Annotated in this window: 22 protein-coding genes and 1 riboswitch; of the genes, 9 read left to right on the top strand and 13 right to left on the bottom strand. The window is 71.9% G+C overall.

Annotation, left to right across the window (positions count from 1 at the left end; translation table 11 throughout):
* Positions 1-87: 87 nt before the first annotated feature.
* Positions 88-1,641: an acyl-CoA synthetase gene (locus ACIOHP_RS21260; protein WP_401889620.1), complete on the bottom strand. Its 1,554-nt coding sequence runs from the start codon at positions 1,639-1,641 to the stop codon at positions 88-90.
* A complete protein-coding gene (locus ACIOHP_RS21265; RefSeq protein ID WP_361544225.1) occupies positions 1,638-2,747 on the bottom strand; it encodes a nitronate monooxygenase family protein in 1,110 nt (369 codons plus the stop codon). Before ACIOHP_RS21265 ends, ACIOHP_RS21260 begins: the two co-directional genes overlap by 4 nt.
* A gap of 85 nt (positions 2,748-2,832) precedes the next feature.
* On the opposite strand from ACIOHP_RS21265, the gene ACIOHP_RS21270 reads away from it, so the two are divergent.
* Positions 2,833-4,590, top strand: a complete 1,758-nt coding sequence (locus ACIOHP_RS21270) for a serine hydrolase (protein WP_401889623.1) — start codon at positions 2,833-2,835, stop codon at positions 4,588-4,590.
* A 129-nt stretch (positions 4,591-4,719) separates the two neighbouring features.
* Here ACIOHP_RS21270 and ACIOHP_RS21275 read toward each other — a convergent pair whose 3' ends face one another.
* From ACIOHP_RS21275 to ACIOHP_RS21300, 6 genes are all read right to left on the bottom strand, one after another.
* Positions 4,720-6,288: a phytoene desaturase family protein gene (locus ACIOHP_RS21275; protein WP_401889625.1), complete on the bottom strand. Its 1,569-nt coding sequence runs from the start codon at positions 6,286-6,288 to the stop codon at positions 4,720-4,722.
* A gap of 62 nt (positions 6,289-6,350) precedes the next feature.
* Positions 6,351-8,588 carry a tetratricopeptide repeat protein gene (locus ACIOHP_RS21280; protein ID WP_401889628.1) on the bottom strand — a complete coding sequence of 746 codons (2,238 nt, stop codon included), beginning with the start codon at positions 8,586-8,588 and terminating at the stop codon, positions 6,351-6,353.
* Between the two features lie 57 nt (positions 8,589-8,645).
* Positions 8,646-9,488, bottom strand: a complete 843-nt coding sequence (locus tag ACIOHP_RS21285) for an oxygenase MpaB family protein (RefSeq protein WP_401889630.1) — start codon at positions 9,486-9,488, stop codon at positions 8,646-8,648.
* Between the two features lie 10 nt (positions 9,489-9,498).
* Positions 9,499-10,677, bottom strand: coding sequence for an acyl-CoA dehydrogenase family protein (locus ACIOHP_RS21290; protein WP_361544210.1), 1,179 nt, complete (start codon positions 10,675-10,677; stop codon positions 9,499-9,501).
* Between the two features lie 140 nt (positions 10,678-10,817).
* Complete coding sequence (locus tag ACIOHP_RS21295) at positions 10,818-11,579, bottom strand: CbtA family protein (protein WP_361544207.1); 762 nt, start codon at positions 11,577-11,579, stop codon at positions 10,818-10,820.
* 25 nt (positions 11,580-11,604) lie between these two features.
* Positions 11,605-11,826, bottom strand: coding sequence for a CbtB-domain containing protein (locus tag ACIOHP_RS21300; protein ID WP_266896598.1), 222 nt, complete (start codon positions 11,824-11,826; stop codon positions 11,605-11,607).
* Between the two features lie 38 nt (positions 11,827-11,864).
* Positions 11,865-12,018, bottom strand: a riboswitch (cobalamin riboswitch).
* 95 nt (positions 12,019-12,113) lie between these two features.
* On the opposite strand from ACIOHP_RS21300, the gene ACIOHP_RS21305 reads away from it, so the two are divergent.
* Positions 12,114-12,686 (top strand): histidine phosphatase family protein, encoded by a 573-nt coding sequence (locus tag ACIOHP_RS21305; RefSeq protein ID WP_401889633.1) that lies wholly within the window; start codon positions 12,114-12,116, stop codon positions 12,684-12,686.
* 12 nt (positions 12,687-12,698) lie between these two features.
* On the opposite strand, the gene ACIOHP_RS21310 is transcribed toward ACIOHP_RS21305, so the two are convergent.
* Positions 12,699-13,073, bottom strand: coding sequence for a ferredoxin (locus tag ACIOHP_RS21310; RefSeq protein ID WP_401889636.1), 375 nt, complete (start codon positions 13,071-13,073; stop codon positions 12,699-12,701).
* A gap of 107 nt (positions 13,074-13,180) precedes the next feature.
* Here ACIOHP_RS21310 and ACIOHP_RS21315 point away from each other — a divergent pair, with 107 nt between their 5' ends.
* The 4 genes from ACIOHP_RS21315 to ACIOHP_RS21330 all read left to right on the top strand — a co-directional run bounded on the left by ACIOHP_RS21315 (position 13,181) and on the right by ACIOHP_RS21330 (position 15,700).
* Positions 13,181-13,546 (top strand): DUF6479 family protein, encoded by a 366-nt coding sequence (locus tag ACIOHP_RS21315; RefSeq protein ID WP_401889639.1) that lies wholly within the window; start codon positions 13,181-13,183, stop codon positions 13,544-13,546.
* A gap of 111 nt (positions 13,547-13,657) precedes the next feature.
* Positions 13,658-14,650, top strand: a complete 993-nt coding sequence (gene dhaK / locus ACIOHP_RS21320) for a dihydroxyacetone kinase subunit DhaK (protein WP_351688169.1) — start codon at positions 13,658-13,660, stop codon at positions 14,648-14,650.
* A gap of 47 nt (positions 14,651-14,697) precedes the next feature.
* Entirely contained in the window at positions 14,698-15,297 is a 600-nt protein-coding gene (gene dhaL / locus ACIOHP_RS21325; RefSeq protein ID WP_361544195.1) for a dihydroxyacetone kinase subunit DhaL, read from the top strand.
* Complete coding sequence (locus ACIOHP_RS21330; RefSeq protein WP_401889642.1) at positions 15,290-15,700, top strand: PTS-dependent dihydroxyacetone kinase phosphotransferase subunit DhaM; 411 nt, start codon at positions 15,290-15,292, stop codon at positions 15,698-15,700. Before dhaL ends, ACIOHP_RS21330 begins: the two co-directional genes overlap by 8 nt.
* Positions 15,701-15,702: 2 nt before the next feature.
* On the opposite strand, the gene ACIOHP_RS21335 is transcribed toward ACIOHP_RS21330, so the two are convergent.
* Positions 15,703-16,404, bottom strand: coding sequence for a glycoside hydrolase family 75 protein (locus ACIOHP_RS21335; protein WP_401889645.1), 702 nt, complete (start codon positions 16,402-16,404; stop codon positions 15,703-15,705).
* A 442-nt stretch (positions 16,405-16,846) separates the two neighbouring features.
* Between ACIOHP_RS21335 and ACIOHP_RS21340 the strand changes: the two genes are divergently transcribed.
* Together ACIOHP_RS21340 and ACIOHP_RS21345 are read left to right on the top strand one after the other, a co-directional pair.
* Entirely contained in the window at positions 16,847-17,785 is a 939-nt protein-coding gene (locus ACIOHP_RS21340) for a fibronectin type III domain-containing protein (protein ID WP_401889647.1), read from the top strand.
* A 166-nt stretch (positions 17,786-17,951) separates the two neighbouring features.
* Positions 17,952-18,476 carry a hypothetical protein gene (locus ACIOHP_RS21345; protein ID WP_361489081.1) on the top strand — a complete coding sequence of 175 codons (525 nt, stop codon included), beginning with the start codon at positions 17,952-17,954 and terminating at the stop codon, positions 18,474-18,476.
* Here ACIOHP_RS21345 and ACIOHP_RS21350 read toward each other — a convergent pair.
* Together ACIOHP_RS21350 and ACIOHP_RS21355 are read right to left on the bottom strand one after the other, a co-directional pair.
* Positions 18,464-19,012: a PadR family transcriptional regulator gene (locus ACIOHP_RS21350; protein ID WP_361544185.1), complete on the bottom strand. Its 549-nt coding sequence runs from the start codon at positions 19,010-19,012 to the stop codon at positions 18,464-18,466. The two genes, ACIOHP_RS21345 and ACIOHP_RS21350, sit on opposite strands and share 13 nt — an antisense overlap.
* A gap of 23 nt (positions 19,013-19,035) precedes the next feature.
* On the bottom strand, positions 19,036-21,051 hold the full coding sequence (locus ACIOHP_RS21355) for an FAD-dependent oxidoreductase (protein WP_401889650.1): 2,016 nt from the start codon (positions 21,049-21,051) through the stop codon (positions 19,036-19,038).
* Positions 21,052-21,169: 118 nt separating this feature from the next.
* On the opposite strand from ACIOHP_RS21355, the gene ACIOHP_RS21360 reads away from it, so the two are divergent.
* Positions 21,170-22,336, top strand: a complete 1,167-nt coding sequence (locus ACIOHP_RS21360) for a M20 family metallopeptidase (protein ID WP_401889653.1) — start codon at positions 21,170-21,172, stop codon at positions 22,334-22,336.
* 79 nt (positions 22,337-22,415) lie between these two features.
* On the opposite strand, the gene ACIOHP_RS21365 is transcribed toward ACIOHP_RS21360, so the two are convergent.
* Complete coding sequence (locus ACIOHP_RS21365) at positions 22,416-22,778, bottom strand: hypothetical protein (RefSeq protein ID WP_361544176.1); 363 nt, start codon at positions 22,776-22,778, stop codon at positions 22,416-22,418.
* Positions 22,779-22,964: the final 186 nt, after the last annotated feature.

Below are 22,964 nucleotides of genomic sequence, written 5' to 3' on the forward strand. Positions count from 1 at the left end.
CAGGGCGTAGCCGGACCCGGCGCCGTCCGGCTCTCCGGCGAGAGCCGGACGGCGCCGTCGGGTTCGGGGAACCCTTCTTACAGGGGTTCACACCGGGCGGACCCGGCCCTCCCAGTACGGGTCCCGCAGCCGTCGCTTGTACAGCTTGCCGTTGGGGTCGCGGGGCATCTCGGTGATGAAGTCGACCGTCTTGGGGCACTTGTAGCCGGCGAGCCGGCCGACGCAGTGGGCGAGGACGTCGGCGGCCAGGTCGGGTCCGGGTTCGTGGCCCGGGGCCGGTTCCACGACCGCCTTGACCTCCTCGCCCCAGTCGTCGTGCGGGATGCCGAAGGCGGCGGCGTCGGCGACCGCGGGGTGCTGGAGCAGGACGGACTCGATCTCGGCGGGATAGATGTTGACCCCACCCGAGATGATCATGTCGATCTTGCGGTCGCGGAGGAAGAGATAGCCGTCCTCGTCGAGGAGGCCGAGATCACCGACGGTGAAGAAGTCGCCGATGCGGTTCTTCTTCGTCTTCGTCTCGTCCTTGTGGTACGAGAAGCCGCCGGTGTTCATCTTCAGGTACACGGTGCCCAGTTCACCGGGCGGCAGACGGTTGCCGTCGTCGTCGAAGATCGCCAACTCGCTGATGGGCCAGGCCTTTCCGACCGTGCCCGGCTTCTTCAGCCAGTCCTCCGCGGTGGCGAAGGCGCCGCCGCCCTCGCTGGCCGCGTAGTACTCCTCCACACAGGGTCCCCACCAGTCGAGCATCGCCCGCTTCACGTGGTCGGGGCAGGGCGCGGCGCCGTGGATGGCGTGCCGCATGGCGGACACGTCGTAGCGTGCCTTGGTGTCCCCCGGCAGCGCCAGCAGGCGGTGGAACTGGGTCGGGACCATGTGCGTGTGGGTGCATCGTTCCTGGTCGATCAGCCGGAGCATCTCCTCGGGCGTCCACTTGTCCATCAGCACCAGGCGATGACCGATGTGCAGCGACGCGCTCGCGAACTGGAGCACCGCCGTGTGGTAGAGCGGCGAGCAGACGAGGTGCACGTTGTCGTCGTACGGCCGGATGCCGAAGATGCCGAGGAAGCCGCCGAGGTAGGCCTCCTCGGGGAGCTTGCCGGTCAGCGGGCGGCGGATGCCGCGGGGGCGGCCTGTGGTGCCCGAGGTGTAGTTCATGACCCAGCCGAGGGTGCGGTCCCCGGGCGCTGACTCCGGCTGCCCTTCGAGGAGTTCGGCGTACGGGCGGAAGCCCTCGATCTCGCCGATCGCATAGCGGTGGGTGGCGGGCAGGCCGGCCTCGTCGGCGGCCTGGCGGGCGGGGCCGGCGAAGCGCTCGTGGGCGAGGAAGACCTTGGCGCCGGAGTCGGCGACGATCCAGGCGATCTCCGGGCCCACGAAGTGGTGGTTGACCGGGACGAGGTAGAAACCGGCCTGGGTGGCGGCGAGATGGGCGGTGAAGAAGTCGACGCCGTTGGGCAGGACGACCGCGAAGGCGTCCCCGCGCTCCATCCCTGCGGCGCGCAGACCGTGGACGAGGCGGTTGGCGGCGGCGTGCAGCCGGCCGGCGGTCCACTTCTCGCCGTCGGGGGCGACGAGGACGGTGCGGTCGGGGTCGGCGGTGGCCTGGGCCCAGAAGCCGGGCGGGGGTGTGCTCGTCACTGGCCGCTCCTTCCGGCGATGCGGTTGACGTGGTCGACGGCCTGCTCGAAGCCGCGGGTGAGGTCGTCGAAGACGGCCTGGACGCTGCGTTCGCTGTTCATCCGGCCGACGATCTGTCCGACGGGGGTGCCGAGCAGGGGCTCGACCTCGTACTTCTGGATGCGCGTGAGGGCATCGGCGACGAGCAGGCCCTGGAGGGGCATGGGCAGGGTGCCGGGGCCGTTCGGGTCGTCCCAGGCGTCCGTCCACTCGGTCCGCAGCTGACGTGCGGGCTTCCCGGTCAGGGCACGCGAGCGGACCGTGTCGCCGGAGCCGGCCTCCAGCAGTTTCCGCGTCACCGCGGGCGAGGACATCTCGGCCTCGGTGCAGGTGAGCCACAGCGAGCCCAGCCACACACCCTGGGCGCCGAGCGCCAGCGCGGCCGCCACCTGCCGTCCGCTGCCGATGCCGCCGGCGGCCAGTACCGGCAGCGGGCCGACGGCGTCGACGACCTCGGGGGTCAGCACCATCGAGGCGATCTCACCGGTGTGTCCGCCGGCCTCGTAGCCCTGGGCGACGACGATGTCGATGCCGCCCTCCTTGTGCTTGACGGCGTGCCGGGCGCTGCCCGCGAGCGCGGCGACGAGTACGCCCCGGTCGTGGGCGCGTTCCACGACATCCGCGGGCGGTGAGCCGAGGGCGTTGGCGAGCAGCTTGATCGGGTAGTCGAAGGCGACGTCGAGCTGGGTGCGGGCGACCTGCTCCATCCACCCGGTGATCCGCCAGCCGGACGCGTCCCCCTCGGCCAGTTCGGGCACGCCGTACTTGGCCAGGGTGTCCTTGACGTACTGCCGATGCCCCTCGGGGATCATGGCCTCGACCTCGGCCTCGGTCACCCCCTCGACCTTCTTGGCGGGCATGACGACGTCCAGCCCGTACGGCCGGCCCTCGACATGGGCCTCGATCCAGTCGAGGTCGCGTTTGAGATCGTCGGGGGCGGTGTAGCGGACCGCGCCGAGCACGCCGAAGCCGCCGGCCCGGCTGATGGCCGCAGCGACGGCGGGGAACGGCGTGAAGCCGAAGATGGCGTGCTCGACTCCCAGTTTCTTGCTCAGCTCCGTCTGCATGGGCGCAGGATGCCGCAGTCCTCCGGAGGACGGAAGAGGTTTTCTGATGCTCCGTCAGATTTGGTCGCCGGGTTAGAGTTCCACGATGACTGATGAGGTGTCCACCGGACTGACCCACCGTCACATCACGCGAAGAGCCCTCGCCTTGGGGGGCGCGCTGGCCATCGCCCCGTTCCCCGCCGGGCCCGCGGCCGCGTCCACCGGCCGCAGCACACTGCGCCACGGCACCCCGGCGCAGGCCGGCCTCCTCGCCGCCCACCTGCGCCAACTCGTCACCGACGCGGAGACGTTCCTCGCCCCCTCCCCCAAGCATCCCTGGTACGCGGGGGCCGTGCTGCTCGCCGGCCGCGGCGACACCGTGGCGCTGCACCGGCCGATCGGCATGGCGGTGCGCTACTCGGCGTACGACGAGAAGACCGACACCGGCGTCGAGTTCCCGCCCGAGGACCGGATCCCCATGGCCGAGGACACCGTCTTCGACCTGGCCTCGGTGTCCAAGCTGTTCACCTCGATCCTGGCGGTCCAGCAGATCGAGCGGGGCGCGCTGGAGCTGGAGGGCACGGTCGCCGCGTACCTCCCGGAGTTCGGCGGCGCCGGCAAGCGGGACATCACGATCCGGCAGCTCCTCACGCACACCTCGGGGTTCCGCGCCTGGATCCCGCTCTACAACGCGCCGACGTACGAGCAGAAGCTCCAGCTCATCTGGAACGAGGCACCGCTCAACCCGCCGGGTACGAAGTACCTGTACTCCGACCTCAACCTGATCTCCCTCCAGCTGGTCCTGGAGAAGATCACCGGCCGCACCCTGGACACGCTCCTCCACGACGAGATCACCGCCCCGCTCGGCATGCGTCGCACCCGCTACAACCCGCCCGCCTCCTGGAAACCGGGGATCGCGGCGACGGAGGACGCGCGAAAGCCCTGGTCCGGCCTCGACCGAGGACTGGTGTGGGGTGAGGTGCACGACGAGAACGCGTTCAGCCTGGGCGGAGTCGCGGGCCACGCGGGCGTCTTCTCCTGCGCCTGGGACCTGGCGGTCCTCGGCAGAACACTGCTCAACGGGGGCTCCTACGGCCGGGCCCGCATCCTGCGCCGCGAGTCCGTGGAGTTGATGTTCACCGACTTCAACACCGCGTTCCCCGGGGACGAACACGGGCTCGGCTTCGAGCTCTACCAGCACTGGTACATGGGCGCGATGGCGACACCGCGCACGGCCGGGCACACGGGCTTCACCGGCACGTCGCTGGTCCTCGACCCGACGACGGACTCGTTCCTGATCGCGCTGGGCAACTCGGTCCACCCGGTGCGGAGTTGGCGCTCCGGCTCCGCTCCCCGGGTGGCCGCCGCGAACAACCTGGCGCGCGCTGTTCCGGTACGCCCGCGGTACGGCCGCGGCGCCTGGTTCTCCGGCATGGCGAGCGCCACGACGGCCACGCTCACGTTGCCGCCGCTCGACACGTCGTCCGGCGGCGCTCGGCTGCGGTGCGCACTGTGGTGGGACACCGAACCCCAGGCGGACACCCTCGCGTTGGAGGGGACGACGGACGGCGGGGCGACCTGGCAGCCGGTCCCGTTCACCACCACACGACCCGCCGAGACGCATCCCACGGGCACGCTCACCGGCTGGTCGGGCCGCGTATGGCACCGCCTCACGGCGGATCTTCCGACGCACCGTCAACTGGCCCTGCGCTGGCGGTACACGACCGACCGGCTGTACGTGGGCCGTGGAGCGTACGTCGACGGACTGCGCGTGGGCGCCGCCGACGGCGTCCTCTTCGACGAGACGCGCTCGAGCGACGCCGAACGGATCGCAGCCGTGGGGTGGGTTCCGGCCGCCGACTGAAGGCGCCCGTCAGCACCCCCCGCCCAGGGTCTGTCCGACGGATCAGGCCGGCTGCGAGCAACGGCACTTGTCGACGCGGCAGATGCGCGTGCCGGACTCCGCGACGCCGGCATGATCCGCCGGACAGCCCTAGCCCCCGGCCGCCCCCTCCAACACCACCATCGCCGCATTGTGCCCCGGCACCCCGCTGACCCCGCCCCCACGCACGGCACCCGCCCCGCACAGCAGCACATTCCCGTGCCGTGTCTCCACGCCCCACCGCCCGGCTCCCTCCTGGGCGTACGGCCAGGACAGGTCCCGGTGGAAGATGTTCCCTGCGGGCAGTCGCAGATCCCGTTCCAGATCGAGCGGTGTCTTCGCCTCGATGCAGGGCCGCCCCTCCGCGTCGACGGCCAGGCAGTCGGCCAGCGGTTCGGCGAGCTGGGCGTCGAGCTGGGCGAGCGTCGACTTCAACAGCTCCTCGCGGACGCCGTCGTTGTCCTCCTCGAAGAGCCGCGCAGGCGTGTGCAGGCCGAACAGCGTCAGCGTCTGGTACCCCTGCTCCACCAGCTCCGGGCCGAGGATCGTCGGATCCGTCAGCGAGTGGCAGTAGATCTCCGAGGGCGGGGCCGCGGGCAGCTCACCGGCCGCGGCCTGGGCGTAGGCGGTGGCGAGCTGCTCGTACCCCTCCGCGATGTGGAAGGTGCCGGAGAACGCGGCGCGCGGATCGACGGAGCTGTCCCGCAGCCGGGGCAGCCGTTTGAGCAGCATGTTCACCTTGAGCTGCGCGCCCTCCGCGGGGGCGGGCGGCTCATCGCCGGTCAGGTCCGCCAGTGCCTGCGGGGAGGCGTTCACCAGGACGTGCCGGGCGGCCACCGTCCCCTCCCCCTCGGTCGTCCGAAACGCGACCTCCGCCATACGACCGTCCGTGGCGATCCGCACCGCCTCGTGCCCGGTGGCGATGACGGCACCAGCGTCGCGCGCGGCGGCGGCCAGGGCGTCGGTGAGGGCGCCCATACCGCCGACGGGGACGTCCCAGTCGCCGGTGCCGCCGCCGATCACGTGGTACAGGAAGCAGCGGTTCTGCTTCAGCGAGGGGTCGTGGGCGTCGGCGAAAGTGCCGATCAGGGCGTCCGTGAGGACGACACCCCGGACGAGGTCATCGGCGAAACGGTCCTCCACCGTCACGCCGATCGGCTCCTCGAACAGCGTCCGCCAGGCCTCCTCGTCGTCCACCCGGTGCCGTAGCTCGTCCCGCGTGGGCAGCGGTTCGGTGAGGGTCGGGAAGACCCGTTCGGCGACACGGCCGGTCATCCCGTAGAAGCGCTGCCAGGCCTCGTACTCGCGCTTCCCGCCCGTCAGGCGCTCGAAGGCCTCGCGGGTGCGTCGCTCGCCGCCGCCCACCAGGAGGCCGGTGGGCTGTCCGTCGCGTTCGACGGGGGTGTACGAGGAGATGGTGCGCTTACGGACCCGGAACGTGAGGCCCAGATCCCGGACGATCTTCTTCGGGAGCAGGCTGACCAGGTACGAGTAGCGCGACAGCCGTGCGTCGACGCCGGCGAAGGGCCGGCTGGAGATCGCGGCGCCGCCGGTGTGGTCGAGGCGTTCCAGGACCAGGACGGAGCGTCCGGCCCGGGCCAGGTAGGCGGCGGCGACGAGGCCGTTGTGGCCCCCGCCGACGATCACGGCGTCGTACGTGTGTCCCTCGAGAGCAGGCATGTCTCTTCGTAACACGCGATGATCACCGGCGGCCAGGGGTGTACGGCGGTACGGCGACGGGGTCAGGGTCCCTGGGACGCCCGCTGCTGTCGCAGCACCGCCACCCTCCGGTACAGCTCCACGGCCTCGGCGCCACGACCGAGCTGTTCCAGGCAGTGGGCCTCGTCGTTGCGGCTGGCGAGGGTGTCGGGGTGGTCGGCGCCGAGGACGCGTTCGCGGGCGGCGGCGACTCTGCGGTACTCGGTGAGGGCGTCGGCCCACCGGCCCAGCCAGCCCAGGCCCACGGCGACCTCGCGACGGCTGACCAGGGTGTCGGGGTGTTCCGGACCGAGGACGCGCTCGCGGATGGCGCACACGTCGCGGGACTCGGCGAGGGCCTCCTCCCAGCGGCCGAGGCGGCCGAGGTTGACGCCGAGGCCGTGGCGGGCGCGGAGGGTCTCGGCGTGGGCGGGGCCGTGGACGCGGGTGCGGTCGTCGATCAGGTCGCGGTAGAGCTGGAGCGCCTCCGTGCTGCGGCCGAGGCGGCCGAGGCTGATGCCGACCTCGTAGCGGGCGGCGAGGGTGTCGGGGTGGTCGGGGCCGAGGGCCTGGGCGCGGGCCTCGGCGACCTCGTGGTAGGTCTGCAGGGCTTCCGGCCAGCGTCCCAACTGGCCCAGCGCGTAGGCGACCTCGTAGCGGGTGACCAGGGTGTCGGGGTGGGCGGGGCCCAGGACGCGGGCGCGGGCCGCCGCGACGTCGCAGGCCATGCGGTAGGAGTCCTCCAGGCGGCCGAGCCGGCTGAGGTTGAAGGCGAGGTTGTGGCGGCAGCGCAGGGCGTCGGGGTGGTCGGCGCCCATGGTGCGCTCACGGGCGGCGAGGACGGACGTGTAGACCTGGTGGGCGTCGAAGTGGCGGCCCAACTGGCCCAGCACATAGGCCATTTCCTGGCGGGCGGCGAGGGTGTCGGGGTGGTCCGGGCCGAGGGCGAGACTGCGGCTGCGGGCGACGTGTTTGTACTCGCGCAGGGCGTCGGCGGCGCGGCCGGTGCGGCTGAGGGTGAAGGCGACCTCGTAGCGGCTGGCGAGGGTGTCCGGGTGGTCGGGGCCGAGCAGGTGCTCGCGCTCGGCGGCCACCGCGCGGTGCACCTCGCCCGCCTCCGCCCAGCGGCCCAGCCGGCCCAGGCTGAGCCCCGCGTTGTGCCGTCCGGTCAGGGCGGTGAGCCCCTCCGGGGGCGGGGCGGCGGGGTCGAAGGGGCCGGATTCCTCGACCTGCCGTCCGGTGGGGGGCCGGGGGATCCACTCGCCGGTGAGCCCCGCTCCGGCGTCCGGTGGTGTGGCGGCGAGGCCGGCGCCGGTGGCCTTGTGGCCGGTGGTCATGCCACGGGTCCAGGACGGCAGCCGGGCCGCGCGGGCGGTGGGCTCGGGCCCGAGCGTCGGCTGGGGTGTCACGACGGTGGGCACGTACGTCGGTGTCGTACGCCCCAGGCTGATGCGGCGGCCCACCTCGCGGGCGTCGTGCGGGCGTTGCTCGGGCAGCTTGGCCAGCAGATCCAGGATGATCTTCTCGAGGTACGCGGGGACCTCCGCGCGGTGGCTGCGCGGTGGGCGGGGCGGGGTGTCGCGGTGGCCGACGAGGATCGCCCAGGCGTCGTCGAGGTCGAACGGCGGTACCCCGGTGGCGATCTCGTAGAGCACGCACCCCAGCGAGTACAGGTCGCTGCGCTGGTCGACCTCGGAGCCGCCGATCTGCTCGGGCGACATGTAGTGCGGGGTGCCCATGGCGATGCCGGTGCCGGTGAGGCGGGAGGTGAAGCCGATGTCGTGGCCGAGGCGGGCGATGCCGAAGTCGCAGATCTTCACCGTGCCGTCGGTGAGCCGCATGATGTTCGCGGGCTTCAAGTCGCGGTGCACGATGCCCTGTTGGTGGGTGTAGGCGAGGGCCGCCGCCACCTGGTCGGCGATCTCCACGACGTCCGCGACGGGCAGCGGGTGATGCTTGTTGTCCTCCAGGAGCTGGCTGAGGTTGCGCCCCTCCAGCAACTCCATCACGAGGTAGAGGATTCCGTCGGACTCTCCGAAGTCATGGACGACGGTGACCCCGCGGTGCTGGAGGGAGGCGGCCACCCGGGCCTCTCGGCGGAACCGCTCGCGCAGCACCCGGGTGAAGGACTGGTCGTGGGACGGACCCAGCGGTTTGAGGCACTTCACGGCGACCCGACGGCCCAGCGACTCGTCGCGCGCCCGCCACACCTCGCCCATGCCGCCGCGCCCGATCGGATCGAGCAGCCGGTAGCGGCCCTGGATCAGCTTGCTGTCCCCCATCTGCTGCGATCGCCCCCGATGGTCTCGCCCCGCCCCTGGCCCGTCCAGTATGGCGAGCTATCCACCCACTTTGTACGGGGTCGGGCGGGAGCCGGGGCCGAGCCGTGACATGGCCCGGAGGATGTGTTTGGGCGGGAGTTGCCAGCGAAGACGTGCGGGGACACCGCGCAGAAGGGTGCCTGTGGCACGCAACTGGCGGGTGACGGTGGCGGGTTTCGGGGCCGGTCTGCCGTACAGCTCGTGGGCGTGCGGCGGCAGAGAGGCGTACGCCAGTTGTGCCACGCGCCGCCACAGCACCTCGCGCGCCGGGACGAGGAGGGGGTGCGTCGGCGGGCGGAGCAGGAAGTCGTCCACGGCGCGTGCCTCGGGTCCGACGGCGAGTTCGGGGCGCACCTTCTCGAAGTAGGCGGCCAGTTCCGCCTGGTCGGCGGGTACGGCGTCGGGGTCGAGGCCCACCAGGCGGGCGCCGACCCGCTGTTCGGCGATGTAGCGGTCGGCCAGTTCGTCGGTGAGCCGGAATCCGGAGCGGCGCGCGACATGCAGATAGGAGTCGATCTCCGCGCAGTGCACCCACAACAGCAGCTCGGGTTCGTCGACGCCGTACCGCTCCCCCGTGTCCGGGTCGACGGCCGACAGCATGGTGTGGATCTTCCGGACGCGAGCACCCGCCTTCTCCGCCGCCTCGGTGGTGCCGTAGCTGATGGTGCCGACGAAGTTCGCGGTACGCAGCAGCCGGCCCCAGGCGTCCTTGCGGAAGTCGGAGTTCTGCATGACCCCGCGCACCGCACGCGGGTGCAGGGCCTGGAAATAGAGCGCGCGGACACCGGCGACCCACATCATCGGGTCGCCGTGCATCTGCCAGGTCACCGACTTCGGTGTGAACAGTCCGGGATCACCCATGTCACGAAGGCTAACGCCGTACCCGCGGCATCCCCAGGCCGATCCACGAGATGATCTCCCGCTGGATCTCGTTGTTGCCGCCGCCGAAGGTGAAGATCACGGCCGAGCGGTAGCCGCGTTCCAGCTCCCCATGGAGGACCGTGCCGGCGGAGCCCTCCTTCAGGGCGCCCGCCGCGCCGACGATCTCCATCAGCCAGGCGTAGGCGTCGCGGCGGGCCTCGGAGCCGTACACCTTGACCGCGGAGGCGTCCTGCGGGGTGAGCGTGCCGTCCTGGACCGCGCTGACCATCTGCCAGTTGAGGAGCTTGAGGGCGTCCAGCCTGGTGTGGGTCCGGGCGAGAAGGCGGCGCACCCAGGGCAGGTCGACGACGCGACGGCCGTCGGCGAGCTTGGTCTCCGTGGCCCAGCGCTGGACGTCGTGCAGGGCGCGGATCGCCATGGTGCCGTGGGCGGCGAGGGTGACGCGTTCGTGGTTGAGCTGGTTGGTGATCAGCCGCCAGCCCTGGTTCTCGGCGCCGACGCGGCGGGTGACGGGGACGCGGATGTCCTCGTAGTAGCTGGCCGTGGTGTCGTGGCCGGCGAGTGTGTTGATGACGGTGCAGGAGTAGCCGGGGTCGGTGGTCGGCACCAGCAGCATGCTGATGCCCTTGTGGGGCGGGGCGGACGGGTCGGTGCGGGTCGCGAGCCAGACCCAGTCGGCGGTGTCGCCGTTGGTCGTCCAGATCTTCTGGCCGTTGACGACATACGCGTCGCCGTCACGCACCGCTCGGGTCTTCAGGGACGCCAGATCCGTGCCCGCGTCGGGCTCGCTGTAGCCGATCGCGAAGTCGATCTCGCCGGAGAGGATCCTGGGCAGGAAGTACGCCTTCTGCTCGTCCGTGCCGAACTGCATGATCGTCGGTCCGACGGTGTTCAGTGCCATGAGCGGCAGCGGCACACCGGCCTGGGCGGCCTCGTCGAAGAAGATGAACTGCTCGATCGCGCTGAGCCCGCGTCCGCCGTACTCCTTGGGCCAGCCCACGCCGAGCCAGCGGTCCGCGCCGAGCCGCCGGATGATGTCGCGGTAGTAGCGCTTCTGCTCCCGCCGGTCGCCGTGGCGGGCGAGCGAGTCCTCGGGCACCAGCTCGGCGAAGTAGGCGCGCAGTTCGGTGCGCAGCCGCTGCTGCTCGGGCGTGTATTCGAGATGCACGGCGCCTCCAGGCTCCCCGGGACCGGTCCTGTCGGCGCACACGGTAGAACGTGTTCCAGAAATTGGGAATGGCGAGGGCACACGAAAGGGCCCCCGGAGTACCGGGGGCCCTTTCGTCGGTGCGGTGACGCCTGAACGGCTCAGTGGGCCACGGGAGCCGGCCGCGCGGCAGCGGCCTTCTCCGCAGCCGTCCTCGGAGCCAACAGCCGCTCCGCCAGCAGCCCGAAGACCAGCCCGAAGGAGGTCCACAGGGTCACCTGGACGGCGAGGGCGGCAAGCCGGTACTGCCACAGGAGGCCGGCCGGGAAGTGTTCCGGGACCTCGCTGAACGACGGCAGGAAGGCGTACGCCAGACCGACCGCGAGGACGAAGAACGCGCCCGCCGCGACGGTGGCGTTCCAGTTGCCCAGGCGCGGCGCGAGGCGCTTGCCCAGGATGACCGTCCCGATCGCCAGCAGCACACTGAGCACGATCATCAGGAAGAACAGCGCGGTGCGCTGGTTGAGGGTGTCGGGGTCGCCCACGGCCGGCGGGTTGGCCGGGTACTTCAGGAACGGGACGACGTAGACGCAGACCAGTCCGGCGGCCGCCAGGAGCAGCGCGCTCGCGCGCGGCCCGAAGCGGCCGATCCGGCCCAGCGCGAAGCAGTACGCGAGCGCCGCGATGCCGCCGAAGGCGACCCCGTAGACGAGGACGCCGGTGGACAGGCCCGCGGTGGACTGCAGGGTGCGGCTGACGAGTTCCTCGCCGCCGTGCTCGTGGGCGTGGGCCTCCTCGAAGGCGATGGCCTGGTCGACGCGCGGTTCGCCCAGGAAGTACGCGACGACGAGGGCGGCCAGGCCCGCGGCGAGGCCCGCGAGCATGCCACGGACCAGCAGGTTTCTGACAGTTGCGGAGTTCATGCGCAGGAGTGCTTCCTCGTCGCTGTCAGTGGCAGGGGAAGCCGAGCAGGTGGCGGGCGTCGTGCACCCACTCATGGACCCCCTCACCGGAGATGAGGGAGGTGGCGCCCTGTTCGGCGCCGACGAAGTAGAGCAGGACCAGCATCAGCACGCCGAAGAAGACCGCCCAAGGGGCGATGGCGCCGATCGGCAGCTTTGCTGGTACCGCGGTGGAACCGGTGGTCGGCGGGGCGACGGACTGCGCCATGGCAGGTACCTCCTGGGGGAACTCGCGTCCCGTGTCAGTGGTGCACAGGACGACGGGGCGGGTCTGACTCACCCGGCCCGCACCCGAAGGGCGTTCCCGGCATACAGTGGCGCGACCGTGCCGGAATCCCACCGGCTTCCACCGAACCGTCGTCGATATCGACGAGACGGTACCGCGTGGGAGAGGTGCGGCCAAGAGCGCACGGGAGCACCCCGAGCGCCCGGCGAGGGCCGTTCGGCCCGTCAAGTACCGATCTTGGAGGGGCTGTTGAGCGGGGGAACGGGCGTATGACGAGTCGAGTGACGTTGATCTCACCGGCGGTCACCAAGGCGCTGCGGGAGGCCGTATTCGATGACGGCTGCTCTCTCGACGCGTCCGGCCGCCGCCTCGCCCAGGCCGCAGCGGGCTCGCTGCCGGTGGCGGAACGGGTCCTCTGCTCCCCCACCGTGCGCTGCCGCGAGACGGCCGCCGCGCTCGGACTCGACGCCGCGGACGCCGTGTTGCTGGCGGCTCTGGACGCCGGGCGGTGGCGCGGCTCGACGTTGGCCGGGGTGAGCGCCGAAGAGCCGGAGGCGCTGGCGCGTTGGCTGTCCGACCCCGAGGCCGCGCCGCACGGCGGGGAATCGGTGCGCGCGGTGTGCGACCGGGTCGGCTCGTGGCTGGACACGGTCGCCCAGGGCGAGGGGCGCACCGTCGCCGTGGCCGAGCCGGAGATCGTGCGGGCGGCGGTCGTCCGGGCGCTGGGCGCACCGGAGTCGGCGTTCTGGCGTACGGACGTCCCACCGCTGTCGGCGGTCGAGCTCAGCGGCCGGGCGGGGCGCTGGAACGTACGCCTGGGGCACACCCTCGGCCGGGGCTGAGGCCGAACGTGGTCAGCGCAGTGTGGCCATGAAGTCCGTGCAGGCCTGTGCGCACGTCCGGCAGGCCTTCGCGCCCTCTTCGCCGCCCGGCATCGCGTCGAAGGCGTGCGCGGTCTCCAGACACACGGTCCTGCACCACTCCAGCTGGACGCGGATGCCGTTCTCGTCCAGTCGGTTCTGCTCGGACAGCAGTCGGCAGGTCGCGTCGCAGACCTCCGCGCACATGATGCCCTTGCGTCGTACGAGTTCCTGTTGCTCGGTGCCGTCCGGATCCACGAGGCTCGCCCGCAGCGCGCACGCCCGGGCACACTCGGTGCACGCCTGCGCACACGCGAAGCGGTCCTCCAGGAATCGGAAGAGCTCCTGCTGCGTCGTCGTCGTTGTCACACCGCGCGGGTAGCCGCGGTGGATCGTGTCAAACCCGGTGTTCCCCAGGGGGTGCGGCCGGATTTTCCGTTGTGGTTCATGCGGGAGGCCAGGGGTACTCGCGTGCCATGACTACTGCATGGATGGACGTGGCCGCGGGCCGCGGCGCTGTCGGCGTCGGGCTGATCGTCGCTGGTGTCGTGGTCGTGACGTTGCTGATCGGTGCCTTCTGGCTGGGTTCCCGGCTACGGCGCCGCGAGCTCCCGCCGCCGACCCCCGAGGAGCAGCCACGGCTGCCGGAGGGCGGACCCGTCCGTGAGGTCGTGGAGAACCGGGAGCCCGACGAGGTGCCCCGGAGCGATCACCGGATGACCCCGCACGAGTCGCCCGCGTTCGGCAATTCCGGCACCCGGACCGGCCCGGAGAGGGAACGGCCCCAGTGGAGCGAGGGCAGTGGCGGTTCCTTCGGCAGCGGCGGACCCGGCGGCCGCTGACCCCCGCACCGCACGCCGTACGACGCACCCAGGACCCTTCGCCCCCGTGACCCGCGCCTTCTGAGGACCGATACTGCCAGGAGCAGCCTTTCGGCCATCAGGAGGTCCTCCATGAAGATGTTGATCAACGTCCCGGAGAGCGTCGTCGCGGACGCCCTGCGAGGCCTGGCGGCCGCCCATCCCGAACTCACCGTCGATGTCGAGAACCGCGTGATCGTACGGCGGGACGCGCCCGTGGCCGGCAAGGTAGGGCTGATCTCCGGCGGCGGCTCCGGGCACGAGCCGCTGCACGGCGGTTTCGTGGGCCCCGGCATGCTGTCGGCGGCGTGCCCCGGTGAGGTGTTCACGTCCCCGGTCCCGGACCAGATGGTGCGGGCGGCGGCCGCCGTGGACAGCGGGGCCGGCGTGCTGTTCATCGTGAAGAACTACACGGGTGACGTCCTGAACTTCGACATGGCCGCCGAACTCGCCGAGGACGAGGGCGTCCAGGTCGCCAAGGTGCTGGTCAACGATGACGTGGCGGTCACCGACAGCCTGTACACGGCCGGCCGGCGCGGCACGGGCGCCACCCTGTTCGTGGAGAAGATCGCGGGCGCCGCCGCGGAGGAGGGCCAGCCGCTGGAGCGGGTGGAGTCGATCGCCCGCCAGGTCAACGAGAACTCCCGCAGCTTCGGCGTCGCGCTGAGCGCGTGCACCACGTACGCCAAGGGCAGCCCCACCTTCGACCTGCCCGACGGGGAGCTGGAACTGGGCATCGGCATCCACGGCGAGCCGGGCCGGGAGCGGCGGTCGATGATGACCTCCGGCGAGATCGCCGACTTCGCGGTGAACGCGATCCTGGAGGACATGAACCCGCGCAACCCGGTCCTGCTGCTGGTCAACGGCATGGGAGCGACCCCGCTGCTGGAGCTGTACGGCTTCAACGCCGAGGTGATGCGGGTGCTCACCGCGCGGGGCGTGGCCGTGGCCCGCACGCTGGTAGGCAACTACGTCACTTCCCTCGACATGGCGGGCGCCTCGGTCAGCCTGTGCCAGATCGACGAGGAACTGCTGCGACTGTGGGACGAGCCGGTGAAGACCGCGGGGCTGCGCTGGGGCATGTGAGCCGACGGCAGCGAGCAGTCAACGTACCTACCACGCAAGGAGATCCAGTGCTCGACGCCGACTTCTTCCGCCGTTGGATGACAGCGACCGCCGCGTCCGTCGAACGTGAGGCGGAACGGCTGACGGACCTCGACTCGCCCATCGGGGACGCCGATCACGGCAGCAATCTGCTGCGGGGGTTCCGCGCCGTGACGGCGGTGCTGGAGAAGGAGACACCGGGTACCCCGGGTGCGGTGCTGACGCTCGCCGGACGCCAGCTCATCTCGACGGTCGGCGGGGCGTCCGGGCCGCTGTACGGCACGCTGCTGCGGCGGACCGGCAAGGCGCTCGGGGAGGACGCGGAGGTGAGCGAGGACCGGTTCACCGAGGCGCTGCGGGCCGGAGTGGACGCGGTGATGGCGCTGGGTGGTGCCGCGCCCGGCGACAAGACCATGATCGACGCGTTGGTGCCGGCCGTGGACGCGCTCGGCGACGGCTTCGTCGCGGCACGGGCCGCCGCCGAGGAGGGCGCCCTGGCGACGACGCCGTTGCAGGCCCGCAAGGGGCGGGCGAGCTATCTCGGGGAGCGCAGCATCGGGCACCAGGATCCCGGGGCCACCTCGGCCGCTCTGCTGATCGCCGCGCTCACGGAGGCCGACGGTGAGTGACGGCAAGCTCGTCGGGATCGTGCTGGTCTCGCACAGCGCGGACGTGGCCGCGTCGGTGGCGGAGCTCGCCAAGGGGCTGGCGGGCCCTGGGGTCGCGGTACCCGTCGCCGCGGCGGGCGGCACCGAGGGCGGCGAGCTGGGCACGAGCTCGGAGCTCATCGCCGCGGCCGCCGCCTCGGTGGACCGCGGTGCCGGGGTCGCGGTCCTGACCGATCTCGGCAGCGCGGTGCTCACCGTGAAGGCGCTGCTCGCCGAGGGCGACGAACTCCCGGACGACACCCGCCTGGTGGACGCCCCGTTCGTGGAGGGCGCGGTGGCGGCGGTGGTCACCGCGGCGACGGGCGCCGGCCTTGCGGCGGTGGAGGCGGCGGCCGCGGAGGCGTACACCTACCGCAAGATCTGAGGTCAGCTGCCGCGCACGAAGAGGCGGGCCAGCCGTTCCCCCGTCGCGATGGCGGCGGCATGGTCCTCGATGGGTTTCACCTGCGAGTCCTTGAAGACGATGTAGGTGACCCCGGAGGCCGTGCCGCCGCCGCGCGGGTCCGGCTCGATGCCGAGCGCCTCGGCGCTCGCGTAGGAGGCCTCGCCGATGATGCCGCGGGGGCCCACGTCGCCGACCACCGCGTACTGCACCCGGTTGCGGTGGATGACGGCGGCGACCGAGCCGCCGCGGACGCCGCTCGCGCGGTAGTCCCAGATGGCGCTCGGGGTGGGTACGACGATGTACGGGAGGCGTTCGGCGTTCAGCTGGCGGCCGTCGGACTGCTGGTAGGCGGTGGCGGCGCTGAAGGACGGGTCGGTACCGCGGTTGCAGCGCAGGCCCGGCCGGCCGTCGCAGTCGATGTCCATGTCCGCCTTCCAGAAGACGGCCTCCCGGGTGCCGCAGACGGGGATGGTGGCGGGCCGGCCGTCGTCGCTGCGGTAGCGGCCGCGCGAGACCTGGGCGCAGTCACGCACCTTGGCCAGCAGATCGGCGGCGCGGACGTCGCCCTCGTGCCGAGCGGCCACCGGCTCCTGCCGGGCCGTCGGCTCGACAGTGGGCGACATCGTCGGAGCGGCGAGCAGGGCGGCTCCTGCCGCGACCAGCGTCAGTGACTGCACACGCACGATGAGGGACCCTCTCCTGGGGGACATTGACGGACACTCAGCCAAATCTGCTGCCGTTCCGATCAAGCGGCCACCGATAGGGGGCCGGACGGTGCACACCCCCTGGTCGGTGGCACATGTCCCCGAACTGGCGACAGGGGCCGGGCGCCTGAGCCCGCGTCGGCTCCGGCCGCCCGGCCGCCCGCGTCCGGCGCGGGAACAGCGACGACAGCGGCCCGCGCCAACGGCACGAACTCCCGATCCCTCAAGGGGAGTTCGACCGTGAGGAGCTTCAGCATACGTAACCGTTCCGTCCGGTCACCCACGACGGCCCTCTTGATGTTCTCCCGCCGACGGCGCCATATTGGTCCGGACCAATACCGTCCCGGGGAGGCCGTCCGTGCGCCGTGCCCTCGCACTGCCGGGAGCACTCCGCGGAGCACTCCGCGCAATGCTCTGCGGAATGCTCACGCTCCTCGCCTCCTGCGCCTGGAACGGCGACGGTGAGGCCCGCCGGCTCCCCGCGGCACCCGTGGGCATCACCGCCGCGGCCGGCAGCGCGACCAGCGTGCACGTCATGTGGAACGCGACCGACGGGGACGTCAAGGCCTACGAGGTGTATCGCGACACCACGAAGGTGAAGGAGGTACCGGGTTCCGCGCACATGGTGGACGTCACCAGGCTCAGGCCGTCCACCACCTACGTCTTCACCGTGCGGGCGCGGGACACCGACGGGCGGGTGGGCCCGAGCAGCCGGGAGGTCCGCGCCACCACGCCGGCGGCCGTGACGGCGGACGGTTCGGCGCCGACAGCGCCCGGGAGGCCGCAGGGCCGGGTGATCGGCAGCCGGGCCGTACAGCTGTCCTGGTCCGCGTCCTCGGACGACCGGGGTGTGCTGTCGTACGACATCCACCAGGGCGCCACGAAGATCCACAGCGTGGGCGGGAACCAGACGGCGACCGTGGTGACGGGGCTGCGGCCGGGCACCCGCTACGCCTTCACCGTGCGCGCCCGGGACGCGGCCGACAACGTCTCCCCGGCGAGCGGCACCGTCCGCCTCACCACCGCGCCGGGCACCGACGACGGTCGCGGCACGGCACCCACCGGCTTCCGCGCGGCGACGCGTCTCGGCGACGACGGGGCGTACTACCTCGCCCTCTCCTGGGTCCCGCCGCGCGCGGACGGCGTGGTCACGGAGTACCAGGTCCACCTGGACGGCCGTCCGGCCACCTCGTTGGTGTTCGGCGGGAACCCGCCGAGCGGCCGGGCGACGTACGACTTCTATGCGGGCCGGGAGGCCGGGGTCACCCACCGGGTGCGGATCCGGGCCAGGCTGCCCGACGGGACCTGGGGCGGATTCTCGGCGGAGCGGACGGTGACGACCGGCGGCGGGGAGCCGTGACGGCACCTCACGCCTGGGCCGTACGAAGGAATCCGTCACCTGCCCGGAGGCGGTCCGGGTGCGCGCCGGGCCGCGGGCACGTTGGCTGCCCCTGAGGCGCACGGGCGATTCCCGACCTCGGCGGCGCTACGGATGTACCGCCAACCGTGCCGCCGGAGGGCAGTCCATGCGTACTACTCAGCTTCTCCTCCGCTCCGGCCTGACCGCTGCCGCCGCCATCGCGCTGGCCGCCGTACCGGCGGCCGCGGCTTCGGGGATCTCGGTCAGCACCACCGGATCCACCGTGTCCGTCACGACCAGTGCCTGCACCCAGGTGAACGGCAGCTGGGGAACCGCCTCGCTCCTGAACAGCGGCCAGGCGAACTTCGCCCAGGGCCGTCAGGTGACGCTGTCGGGGACGACTTCCCTGCAGTCGGCCGCCTGGTCGAACGTGAGCCCCGGTACCTACACCGTCATCGTGATGTGCTCGAACAACACCACGGCGGGCACCCAGTCGGTCATCGTCTCGACGACGACCACTCCCACGATCTCCGCCACGGCCTCCCCGTCGCGCGGCGTCATGGGCGGCCTCGGCGGTGCCGCGAAGGACTACGGTCCGCTCACCCTGGGTGCCGGCGCCGCCCTCGTCGGGATCGGCGGGATCGCGGCGGCCTGGTTCCTGCGCCGTCGCGCCAAGCCCTACCGGCTCTGATCGGGCAGCTCGGCGAACTCCTCCAGCGCGTGGGTGAGCCACCGCGTCCAGAAGGTCTCCAGATCGATCCCCGCCCGCAGGATCAGGTGCTGCAACCGGTCCTGCGGGCTGTCCTTCCCGGGCGGGAAGTCCCGCTTCTCGATCTCCTCGTACTCGGCCAGCAGCTTGCCGTGCACCTCCAGATGGCGGCGCAGATCGGCCTCGATGCCCTCGGTGCCGACCACGGCCGCCGCCCTCAGCCGCAGGAACAGGCTGTCGCGGTACTGCCTGGGATCCTGGGACGCGGCGGTCCAGCGGGCCAGTTCGTCCCGGCCCGTCGGCAGCACCTCGTACCGCTTCTTCTGCCCACGGGCCGGCTGCTCCGACGGAAGGGCCCGGATGTGGCCCTCCGCCTCGAGTTTCCCCAGCTCGCGATAGATCTGCTGATGCGTCGCCGACCAGAAGTAGCCGATCGACTTGTCGAAACGGCGGGTCAGCTCCAGCCCCGAGGACGGCCTTTCCAGCAGGGCGGTGAGGATCGCGTGCGGGAGTGACATGGGGTCATCCTAGGGACGGCCCCCTAGAGGGCGGCCGCGACCTCGGTGCCCTGCTTGATGGCCCGCTTGGCGTCCAGTTCGGCGGCCACGTCCGCGCCGCCGATGAGGTGGGCGCTCACGCCGGCGGCGACCAGCGCCTCGTACAGGTCGCGGCGCGGCTCCTGTCCGGTGCACAGGACGATGGTGTCGACCTCCAGGACCGTGCTCTCCTCACCGACGGTGACATGGAGTCCGGCGTCGTCGATCCGGTCGTAGCGCACGCCCGGGACCATGGTGACGCCGCGGTGCTTGAGTTCGGTGCGGTGGATCCAGCCGGTGGTCTTGCCGAGCCCCGCGCCGACCTTGGTGGTCTTGCGCTGGAGCAGGTGCACGGTGCGCGGCGGGGCGGGGCGTTCGGGGGCGGTGAGTCCGCCGGGGCCGGTGTGGTCCATGTCGACGCCCCAGAGGCGGAAGTACGTCGCCGGGTCCTCGTGCGCCTTGTCGCCGCCGTCGGTGAGGAACTCGGCGACGTCGAAGCCGATGCCGCCCGCGCCGAGGACGGCGACCCGCCGGCCGACGGGAACGCGGTCGCGCAGGACGTCGAGGTAGCCGACGACGCTCGGGTGGTCGACACCGGGGATGTCGGGGGTGCGCGGGGTGACACCGGTGGCGACGACGACCTCGTCGAAGGCGGCGAGGTCCGCGGCGGCGGCCCAGGTGTTCAGCCGTACGTCGACGTCGTGCCAGTCGAGCTGGTGGCGGAAGTAGCGGATGGTCTCGTCGAACTCCTGCTTGCCGGGGACCTGGCGGGCGACGTTGAGCTGGCCGCCGATCTCGCCCGCGGCGTCGAAGAGCGTCACGTCATGACCGCGCTCGGCGGCGCTCACGGCACAGGCGAGTCCGGCCGGGCCCGCGCCCACGACCGCGACCCGCTTGCGCAGCCGGGTCGGCGACAGCACCAGCTCGGTCTCGTGGCAGGCGCGCGGGTTGACCAGGCAGGAGGTGATCTGACCGCTGAAGGTGTGGTCGAGGCAGGCCTGGTTGCAGCCGATGCAGGTGTTGATGGCCTCGGGCCTGCCCGCCGCGGCCTTGGTGACGAAGTCGGGGTCGGCGAGCATCGGGCGGGCCATGGACACCATGTCCGCGTACCCGTCGGCGAGCAACTCCTCGGCGACCTCGGGGGTGTTGATGCGGTTGGTGGTGACCAGGGGGATGCCGACCTCGCCCATGAGCTTCTTGGTCACCCAGGTGTAGGCGCCGCGCGGCACCGACGTGGCGATGGTGGGGATGCGGGCCTCGTGCCAGCCGATGCCGGTGTTGATGATGGTCGCGCCGGCCGCCTCGACGGCCTTGGCGAGCGTGACGACCTCGTCGTGGGTGGAGCCACCCGGGACGAGATCCAGCATGGACAGGCGGTAGATGATGATGAAGTCCTCGCCGACGGCCTCGCGCACCCGCCGCACGATCTCGACCGGGAACCGCATGCGGTTCTCGTACGATCCGCCCCAGCGGTCGGTGCGGTGGTTGGTCTGCTTGGCGATGAACTCGTTGATGAGGTAACCCTCGGAGCCCATGATCTCGACACCGTCGTAACCGGCCCCCTTGGCCAGAGTGGCGGCGCGGGCGTAGTCGTCGATGGTCTGCTCGACCTCGGCGTCGGTGAGCTCACGGGGCGGGAACCAGCTGATCGGCGCCTGGATCGGGCTCGGCGCGACGAGGCCCTCGTGGTAGGCGTACCGGCCGAAGTGCAGGATCTGCATCGCGATGCGGCCGCCCTCGCGGTGCACGGCCTCGGTGATCTCCCGGTGCTGCTCGGCCTCCGCCTCCGTGGTGAGCTTCGCGCCGCCCTCGCCGGGCCGTCCCGCCTCGTTGGGCGCGATGCCACCGGTGACGATCAGGCCCACTCCGCCACGCGCGCGTGCCGCGTAGAACGCCGCCATCCGCTCGAAGCCGCGCTCGGCCTCCTCCAGGCCGACGTGCATGGAGCCCATGAGGACCCGGTTGGGCAGCGTGGTGAAGCCCAGGTCCAGCGGGCTCAGCAGGTGCGGGTAACGGCTCATGGGGCCCCTCCGTGGGCGGGTGTCGTGGCTTCTGTTGTAGAGGACGGCGGGCGCTTTTTGCAACTAGTTGCATAATCGGGGGTGCGTGACACCGGACACCCTCGGGCACAGTGGCCCCATGACCGCCGAGATCGTCGAACTCGCCCAGCAGCTGATCCGCCGCCCGAGCCGCGGCGGAATCGACGACTACGCCCCCGTCCTGGGCGTTCTGGAGGGCTGGCTGACCACGCGGGAGCTGCCGCACCGACGCCTGTACGACGACGCGGGCAGCCTCACCGGTCTGCTGGTGGAGGTCCCGGGCGGCCTGCCCGGTCCGTGGTGGGCGCTGGACGCCTGCGTGGACACCGCCCCCTACGGCGACGAGGGCGCCTGGTCGTTCCCGCCGGACTCCGGGGACGTGGTGGACGGCTGGCTGCGGGGACGGGGAGCGGCCGACTCGAAGCTCGCGGCGGCGATGTTCTGCGCCATCGCGGCGGAGCTGCACGGCCGTACGTTCCGCGGCGGGCTCGCGGTCCTGCTGGACGTCGACGAGCACACCGGCGGCTTCGGCGGCGCCCGGGCCTATCTGGCCGATCCGACGGCGGTGCGCCCGGCGGGGGTGATGATCGGCTACCCCGGGCCGGCCGAGGTGGTGGTCGGCGGGCGGGGTTTCTGGCGGGCGACTGTCGTGGTGCACGCGGAGTCGGGGCACTCGGGCTCGAGGCGTACGACGCCGGGCGCGGTGTCCCGTGCGGCGCGGCTCGTACGGCTCCTGGAGGAGCGCGAACTACCCGGCGCCCAAGGGGATTTCCCGCTGCCGCCGAAGCTGACGGTCACCTCGATCCGGGGCGGCGAGGGCTTCTCGGTCGTGCCGGACCGGTGCGAGGTGGGCGTGGACATCCGCACGACGCCCGCCTTCGACGCCCGGGCGGCCGAGGCCCTGGTCCGCGCGGCGGCGGCAGAACTCGGCACACCGGCCACGGTCACTCCGATGGCCTCCTGGCCGCCCTTCCGTCTCGCCGAGGACGAGCAGCCCGCCGCCGCGCTCCTGGACGCGGCCACCCGTACGGGGCTGACGGTCCGGGCGAAGACGGCGGGCCCCTCCAACATCGGCAACCTGCTGGCGGCGGAGGGAATCCCGGCCACGGCGGGATTCGGCGTGCGGTACGAGGGCCTGCACGGCACGGACGAACGGGCCTACCTGGCGGACCTGCCGACGGTGCTCGCCGTCTACCGCGAGGCGGTGTCAGGCCTCCTGGCCGGCGGCCCGACGACGCGCCCCGAAGGGGCGCGGGGCTGTCTTTGACATGCGGCTGCCACCGCGCGGGCGCGACAAGCCCCCACCGGCCCGCATCGAGACGACGACCCGTCCGCGGCATTCCGGTTCAGCGGCTCTCCAGACGGACGTGCAGCTCCCGCTCCTGGTCCCCGGACGCCGACGACAGATCACGCACCGTGAACATGGAGTCCAGGGTGGTGCGCAACCGCTCGATGGCCCAGTAGCCACCCTGCGCGTCGGCCTCCACGGAGGACGACAGCCTCGCGGGCGGCGGACACGCGCGCGCGTCGCTGACCTCGAACGTCCCGAGCCACACCATGGGCCGTGTCTCGTGCAGCTGCTGCGGCACCTCGTCGGCGCCCCGGTCGGACTCGAAGCACGTCGACAGCGTGTCGAACACGATGCGGGCGTCCTCCTTGCTGCATCCGCTGATCTCGATGGAGACGGACTCCTCATGCGATCGGTCCATCACGATGGCTCCTCTCGTGGCGATGGCGCGGTACCCACGGGTTCCCCGCGAACCGCGCCACATCCCCAGAAAAGCACCACTGTGCCGACGGGACCAGTGAGGACCCCGGCTCCCGACGTATTGATCATGCACAGACCAAAGGGCGCAGGCGTCGTACTGCTAACGTCGCCGGACGTTCTCCGGCGT

Origin of the sequence: Streptomyces sp. NPDC087859 (genome assembly GCF_044742595.1) — a bacterium.
GTDB lineage: Bacteria > Actinomycetota > Actinomycetes > Streptomycetales > Streptomycetaceae > Streptomyces > Streptomyces canus_F.

Excerpts from the sequence above, each read along its gene's own strand:
- ACIOHP_RS21265 (WP_361544225.1), bottom strand. The coding sequence starts at position 2,747 with ATGCAGACGGAGCTGAGCAAGAAACTGGGAGTCGAGCACGCCATCTTC.
- ACIOHP_RS21270 (WP_401889623.1), top strand. The coding sequence starts at position 2,833 with ATGACTGATGAGGTGTCCACCGGACTGACCCACCGTCACATCACGCGA.
- ACIOHP_RS21275 (WP_401889625.1), bottom strand. The coding sequence starts at position 6,288 with ATGCCTGCTCTCGAGGGACACACGTACGACGCCGTGATCGTCGGCGGG.
- ACIOHP_RS21280 (WP_401889628.1), bottom strand. The coding sequence starts at position 8,588 with ATGGGGGACAGCAAGCTGATCCAGGGCCGCTACCGGCTGCTCGATCCG.
- ACIOHP_RS21285 (WP_401889630.1), bottom strand. The coding sequence starts at position 9,488 with ATGGGTGATCCCGGACTGTTCACACCGAAGTCGGTGACCTGGCAGATG.
- ACIOHP_RS21295 (WP_361544207.1), bottom strand. The coding sequence starts at position 11,579 with ATGAACTCCGCAACTGTCAGAAACCTGCTGGTCCGTGGCATGCTCGCG.
- ACIOHP_RS21300 (WP_266896598.1), bottom strand. The coding sequence starts at position 11,826 with ATGGCGCAGTCCGTCGCCCCGCCGACCACCGGTTCCACCGCGGTACCA.
- ACIOHP_RS21305 (WP_401889633.1), top strand. The coding sequence starts at position 12,114 with ATGACGAGTCGAGTGACGTTGATCTCACCGGCGGTCACCAAGGCGCTG.
- ACIOHP_RS21315 (WP_401889639.1), top strand. The coding sequence starts at position 13,181 with ATGACTACTGCATGGATGGACGTGGCCGCGGGCCGCGGCGCTGTCGGC.
- dhaK (WP_351688169.1), top strand. The coding sequence starts at position 13,658 with ATGAAGATGTTGATCAACGTCCCGGAGAGCGTCGTCGCGGACGCCCTG.
- ACIOHP_RS21340 (WP_401889647.1), top strand. The coding sequence starts at position 16,847 with ATGCTCACGCTCCTCGCCTCCTGCGCCTGGAACGGCGACGGTGAGGCC.
- ACIOHP_RS21345 (WP_361489081.1), top strand. The coding sequence starts at position 17,952 with ATGCGTACTACTCAGCTTCTCCTCCGCTCCGGCCTGACCGCTGCCGCC.
- ACIOHP_RS21350 (WP_361544185.1), bottom strand. The coding sequence starts at position 19,012 with ATGTCACTCCCGCACGCGATCCTCACCGCCCTGCTGGAAAGGCCGTCC.
- ACIOHP_RS21355 (WP_401889650.1), bottom strand. The coding sequence starts at position 21,051 with ATGAGCCGTTACCCGCACCTGCTGAGCCCGCTGGACCTGGGCTTCACC.
- ACIOHP_RS21360 (WP_401889653.1), top strand. The coding sequence starts at position 21,170 with ATGACCGCCGAGATCGTCGAACTCGCCCAGCAGCTGATCCGCCGCCCG.
- ACIOHP_RS21365 (WP_361544176.1), bottom strand. The coding sequence starts at position 22,778 with ATGGACCGATCGCATGAGGAGTCCGTCTCCATCGAGATCAGCGGATGC.